The following is a 6474-nucleotide window of genomic DNA, read 5'->3' on the forward strand; positions in this document are numbered from 1 at the left end:
TAACCCGGCACGACTGGCGACAGACGATGGAGCGCGCGTGCTTGACCTCAAAGACCTGCAATTTCTGACCGCGCTGGCACGGCAGAAGCATTTCGCCCGCGCCGCTGAGGAATGCGGCGTGTCGCAGCCTGCGTTTTCCATGCGCATCGCCAAGCTGGAAGAGCACCTCGAGACCAAGATCGTGCACCGGGGCAACCGGTTTCAGGGGCTGACGCCGGACGGGGAGAGCATCGTGCGCCACGCGCTGCAGATCCTCGAGGACGTCAAGCGGCTGGAGACCGAGTTCAGTGCCGAGCCCGGGGATGTCACGGGCGTGCTGTCACTGGCGGCGATCCCCACTGCGGCAGCGTTGGCGGCGCGTACCGTGATCCAGCTGCGAGAGGCCAATCCCGGAATTACCGTGCGCGTCAAGACGATGAATTCGCTGGCTATTCTGCACGGGCTGGAGGCCGGGACCTACGATGCCGGGATCACCTATACCGATAGTGCCAATTCCGAGAGCGCCATCCACAGCTTCCTGAGCGTGACGCCGATCGACGACGAGGAATACGTACTGCTGGTGCCGGCAGATATGGTTGATGGGGACAAGACCCAGATCACCTGGAAAGAGGCGGGGGCTCTGCCGCTCTGCCTGCTGGAGCCGGGGATGCAGAATCGGCACATCATCGACACGGTCTTTCAGGACGTCGGCACGCGCCCGCGCGTCGTTGCCGAGTTGTCGGGCCTTACGGCTGGGGTCGTGATGGCAATCCAGGGAGCAGCGGCGACAGTGGTGCCGAAGGTTCTGGTCGAGAATACCGGCGCCCCCCGGTCTGTCCGCATCCTTCCGTTGGTCGAGCCGGAAGTGCGCAAATCTCTCAGCCTTGTAACCGCGGACAGAGGCCCTGCGCTGCGCACAGTGCAGGCGTTGAAGGAAGTGCTGCAATAAGTCCTGCTTATCGCGAATTTGAATCATACGATTTTTGATTGCGCAATGCATGCCTTAGTATCCCGGAAGCAACGGGAGGACCGATCATGGCATTGGACGATCGCAGCGGTGTATGGAAATCTGGCAAGGGCAAGGGGCGGCACACGCCCAAAGGCCGGCAGCTGGAAGACCAGGCCTGGGAAGAGGTACGTGCGCTTCTGGGGGATGCGCCCCGGCGGCGTGATCTGTTGATTGAATATCTGCACCTGATTCAGGACAAGTTTGGCCACCTCAGCGCGGCGCATTTGCGCGCGTTGGCCGAGGAGATGCGCATCGCGCAGGCCGAAGTCTATGAAGTTGCAACATTTTACGCGCATTTCGACGTGGTCAAGGAAGGCGATGTTCCCCCGCCCGCGCTGACCATCCGGGTGTGCGATTCACTGTCCTGCGAATTGGCCGGGGCGCAACAGCTGAAGGCCGCGCTGGAGGATGGCATGGACCCCTCCGAGGTGCGCGTGCTGCGTGCACCCTGTATGGGGCGCTGCGACACGGCGCCGGTGCTGGAGCTGGGCCACAACCACATCGACAACGCGACGGTGGAGAAGGTCGAATCGGCCATCGCCAGTGGCGATACCCACACGCATGTCCCCGAGTACGAGGATTTCGCGACCTACAAGGCCGACGGAGGCTATGAGAAGCTGGCCGAACTGCGCAAGGACGGCGTGTTCGAGACCGTGCAGGAAACGCTGCTCGATTCGGGTCTGCGCGGCCTGGGCGGCGCGGGCTTCCCGTCGGGCAAGAAATGGGGCTTTGTGCGGGCGGAGTCCGGGCCGCGGTATCTGGCCGTGAACGGCGATGAGGGCGAGCCCGGCACATTCAAGGACCGCTATTACCTGGAACGCACGCCGCATTTGTTCCTAGAGGGTATGTTGATCGCCGCCTGGGCGGTCGAGGCGAAGACCTGCTTTATCTACATGCGCGACGAATATCCCGCTGTTCTTAAGATCCTCGCCAAGGAGATCAAGGCGCTGGAAGAGGCGGGCATCGTCGAGGAAGGCTATATCGAACTGCGCCGCGGCGCGGGGGCGTATATCTGCGGCGAAGAAAGCGCGATGATCGAGTCGATCGAGGGCAAGCGCGGCCTGCCGCGCCATCGCCCACCTTTCGTGGCGCAGGTCGGCGTCTACAACAAGCCGACGCTGGTGAACAATGTCGAGACGCTCTACTGGGTGGCCCGCGTTCTGCGCGAGGGTGGCGAGATCCTGTCGGGCGTGGAAAAGAACGACCGTAAGGGTCTGCGCTCTTACTCGGTATCGGGCCGCGTGAAGAACCCGGGCGTGCATCTGCTGCCTGCCGGGTCGACCATCCTCGACATTGTCGAGGCCGCTGGCGGTATGCTGGACGGTCATACCCTGAAGGCCTATCAGCCGGGCGGTCCGTCCTCGGGGCTTCTGCCTGCGCACATGGACGATGTGCCGCTCGATTTCGATACGTTGCAGCCGCATGGCAGCTTCATTGGGTCCGCCGCCGTCGTGGTGTTGTCGGACAAGGACAGCGCCAAGGAAGCCGCCATAAACATGCTGAAGTTCTTCGAGGACGAAAGCTGTGGCCAGTGCACACCATGCCGCGTTGGCTGTGAAAAGGCCGTGAAGCTGATGCAGGCGGATACGTGGGACCAGTCGCTGCTTGAAGAATTGAGCCAGACCATGGTGGACGCGTCCATCTGTGGCCTGGGCCAGGCGGCGCCCAATCCCATTCGCCTGACGATGAAACATTTCCCGGACGAGGTGTAAGACATGACCGACAAGATCAAGTTGACACTCGATGGCAAGGAAGTCGAAGCCGAAAAGGGCATGACCATTTGGGAAGTGGCCAATGGCCGGGGTCTGAAGATTCCGCACCTCTGCCACAAGCCCGCGCCGGGGTACCGCCCCGATGGCAACTGCCGCGCCTGCATGGTGGAAGTGGAGGGCGAGCGCAATCTCGTTGCGTCCTGCATACGCGAAGCCAGCGAAGGTATGAACGTCACCACCAATTCGAACCGGGCGGAAACCGCGCGCAAGATGGTGATGGAGATGCTGATCGCCGACCAGCCGGAACCGGAAAAGGCGCATGACAAGTCCAGCCACCTGTGGGACATGGCCAAGCTGACCGGCGTATCGGAAAGCCGCTTTCCCAAGCTGGAACAGGACCGTGTGCCGCTTCTGGATGACAGCCACGTCGCGATGAGCGTCAACCTGGATGCCTGCATCCAGTGCAACTTGTGCGTCCGCGCCTGCCGTGAAGTGCAGGTCAATGACGTGATCGGCATGGCCGGTCGCGGTCATGACAGCTTTCCGGTATTCGATTTCGACGACCCGATGGGCGAAAGCACCTGCGTGGCCTGCGGCGAATGCGTGCAGGCGTGCCCGACCGGGGCGCTGATGCCGTCCTCGGTGGTGGATGACGCCCAAGTGGGTGACAGCGCCGATTATGACCGTGAGGTCGACAGCGTCTGCGCCTTCTGTGGTGTGGGCTGCCAGATCAGCCTGAAGGTCAAGGACGACAAGGTGAAATACGTCGAGGGTATCAATGGCCCCGCGAACGAAGGCCGCCTGTGTGTCAAAGGCCGGTTCGGGTACGACTATATCCAGCACTCGCACCGCCTGACCAAACCGCTGATCCGGCGGGAGGATGCCCCGGCAAAGGGCCTGAATGTCGATCCGGACAACTGGCAGGACTTCTTCCGTGAGGCCTCGTGGGACGAGGCGCTGGATGCGGCGGCAAACGGCCTGAAAGGTCGTGGCCGCGAGGTGGCCGGTTTCGGCAGTGCGAAGTGCACCAACGAAGAGGCGTACCTGTTCCAGAAATTCATCCGCCAGGGCTTTGGCCACAACAACGTGGATCATTGCACGCGGTTGTGCCACGCCTCCTCGGTGGCGGCGCTGATCGAAAATGTCGGTTCGGGGGCCGTGACCGCGACCTTCAACGAGATCGAGAATGCCGACGTGGCGATCATCATCGGGGCCAATCCGACGGAAAACCACCCTGTTGCGGCGACGTATTTCAAGCAATTCACCAAGCGCGGTGGCAAACTGATCGTGATGGATCCGCGTGGGCAGGGCATGAAGCGGTTCGCCAGCCATATGCTGCAGTTCAAGCCGGGCGCGGACGTGTCCATGCTGAACGCGATCATGCATGTGATCGTCGAGGAAGAGCTCTACGACCAGCAGTACATCGAGGCGTTCACCGAGAACTGGGAGGCCGAGAAGGCGCATCTGGCGCAGTTCCCGCCCGAAAAAATGGAAGAGCTGTGCGGCATTCCCGCCGAGACGCTGCGCGAAGTGGCGCGTGAATTCGCCACGGCGCAGTCCGGCATGATCTTCTGGGGCATGGGCGTCAGCCAGCACATCCACGGCACGGACAATTCCCGCTGCCTGATTTCGCTGGCGCTGATGTGCGGCCATGTGGGCCGTCCGGGCACGGGTCTGCACCCGCTGCGCGGTCAGAACAACGTGCAGGGCGCGTCGGATGCGGGTCTGATCCCGATGTTCCTGCCCGACTACCTGTCGGTCACGGATGACGGGGTGCGCAAGGCGTTTACCGAAGTCTGGGAATCGGGCGACTTCAGCAGCGAGAAGGGGTTGACCGTCACCGAGATCATGGACGCGGTACACGAGGGTCATATCAAGGCGATGTACGTTCTGGGTGAAAACCCGGCGATGAGCGACCCGGACGTGGAACATGCCCGCGACGCGCTGGCGATGCTGGATCACCTTGTGGTGCAGGACATCTTCATCACCGAGACGGCCAACTATGCCGATGTGATCCTTCCGGCCTCGGCGCTTTATGAAAAGTCCGGGACGGTGTCGAACACCAACCGGACCGTCCAGATGCTGCGCCAGGCGGTGCCGCCGCCGGGCGAGGCGAAAGAGGACTGGTGGATCGAGGTCGAACTGGCCAAGCGCTGTGGCCTGAACTGGAATTATACCGACCCGTCGCAGGTGTTCAACGAGATGGCGATCAACATGCGCAGCCTCGACAACATCACCTGGGAACGGCTGGAGCGCGAGGCGGTGACCTATCCGTCGCTCAGCCCCGAGGACCCGGGCCAGGCCGTGGTGTTCGGCGATGCCTTCCCTCGGCCCGAGGGGCGCGCCCGGTTCACCCCGGCCAGCGTGATCCCGCCCGACGACCTGCCGGACGCAGATTATCCGATGGTGCTGACGACGGGTCGGCAGCTGGAGCATTGGCATACCGGGTCGATGACCCGTCGGTCCAGCGTTCTGGATGCGGTGGAACCCGAGGCCAACTGTTCGTTGCACCCCTCGACCCTGCGCAAGCTGGGGGTTGAGCCGGGCGGCATGGTGCGCATCTCCACCAAGCGCGGCTCAATCGATGTGATGGCACGTGCCGACCGGGCGATTGCACCGGACATGGTGTTCATGCCGTTTGCCTATGTCGAGGCGGCGGCGAACATTCTGACGAACCCGGCTATCGACCCCTACGGTAAGATCCCCGAGTTCAAATACTCGGCCGTGCGGGTGGAAAAGGCAGAAGAGGCTGTGGCAGCGGAATAGATCGCAACAACGCGAAGTATCGAAAAAGGGCCGGGGTTTCCCGGCCCTTTTGTTTCTTGCGGCGCCTTGGCGGTCTGCGTTTCGGACGACGCCAACACTTTTTGCTGCATCCGCAAATGATTGTCGTTGCACGATGCTGGTTCGTGGTATACCAGATTTCGAACTTAACGACTCACCTCGGTACGCTGCCATGAAACTGAATCCGATCGATACCTCTGTCACGCTCAAGGATCACATCTACAACCGCATGCGCGAGGCGATCCTCGACATGGACATCTATTCCGACGATGTCGACCTGCGGCTGGACGAACGCGGCCTGGCCGAGCAACTGGGCGTGTCCCGCACGCCGCTGCGCGAGGTGCTGGTGCGGCTGGAACAGGAAGGTCTTCTGGAGGTGCGCCCGCGTCGCGGCATTTTCGTGCAGCGCAAGACGCTGTCGGACATTCTGGAGATGATCGTTGCCTGGGCCGCGCTGGAAAGCATGGCGGCGCGGCTGGCCTGTGACACCGCCACGGACCGCCAGATCGCCAGCCTGCGTACCATCGCGATGAAATACTCGGTGTCCAAGAGCGGGGCGGATATTGCGGAGTATTCCGACGACAATATCCGCTTTCACCAGAAAATCCTCGAAATCTCCGGCTGCGAGTTGCTGGCCCGCATGGCGGAAAACCTGTTCGTGCACATGCACGCGGTGCGTCGCCGATCCATGGCCGAGGAGGACCGTGTGCCGCAATCAGTGGCAGATCACATGGAAATTATCGAGGCGCTCGAAGCGCGCGATGTGGACCTCGCAGAGGCTCGCGTGCGCGACCACACGATGCGCCTTCACGACCACGTGCGCGAGGTCTGGACCCGCGCAGGCATCACGAAAAACAAGGGGGAATGACCTGATGAAAGCATTGGATGGCATCAAGATTCTGGACTTCACGCATGTTCAGTCGGGTCCGACCTGCACGCAGCTTCTTGCGTGGTTCGGGGCGGATGTTCTGAAGGTGGAGCGGCCGGGCG

At 62.2% G+C, this 6474-nt stretch carries 5 protein-coding genes; all 5 read left to right on the forward strand.

What is annotated here, in order from left to right:
* The first annotated feature begins 37 nt into the window (after positions 1 to 37).
* A complete protein-coding gene (locus PVV74_RS13680; protein WP_103764299.1) occupies positions 38 to 928 on the forward strand; it encodes a LysR family transcriptional regulator in 891 nt (296 codons plus the stop codon).
* A gap of 86 nt (positions 929 to 1014) precedes the next feature.
* Positions 1015 to 2700 (forward strand): NAD(P)H-dependent oxidoreductase subunit E, encoded by a 1686-nt coding sequence (locus PVV74_RS13685; protein WP_274593575.1) that lies wholly within the window; start codon positions 1015 to 1017, stop codon positions 2698 to 2700.
* Positions 2701 to 2703: 3 nt separating this feature from the next.
* Positions 2704 to 5466: a formate dehydrogenase subunit alpha gene (fdhF, locus tag PVV74_RS13690; protein WP_274593576.1), complete on the forward strand. Its 2763-nt coding sequence runs from the start codon at positions 2704 to 2706 to the stop codon at positions 5464 to 5466.
* A gap of 190 nt (positions 5467 to 5656) precedes the next feature.
* On the forward strand, positions 5657 to 6352 hold the full coding sequence (locus PVV74_RS13695; protein WP_103764296.1) for a GntR family transcriptional regulator: 696 nt from the start codon (positions 5657 to 5659) through the stop codon (positions 6350 to 6352).
* Between the two features lie 4 nt (positions 6353 to 6356).
* The coding region (locus PVV74_RS13700) for a CoA transferase (protein ID WP_274593584.1) at positions 6357 to 6474 on the forward strand (118 nt) is incomplete at its 3' end.

It is taken from the genome of Roseovarius sp. SK2 (genome assembly GCF_028807495.1).
Classification (GTDB): Bacteria; Pseudomonadota; Alphaproteobacteria; order Rhodobacterales; family Rhodobacteraceae; genus Roseovarius; species Roseovarius confluentis.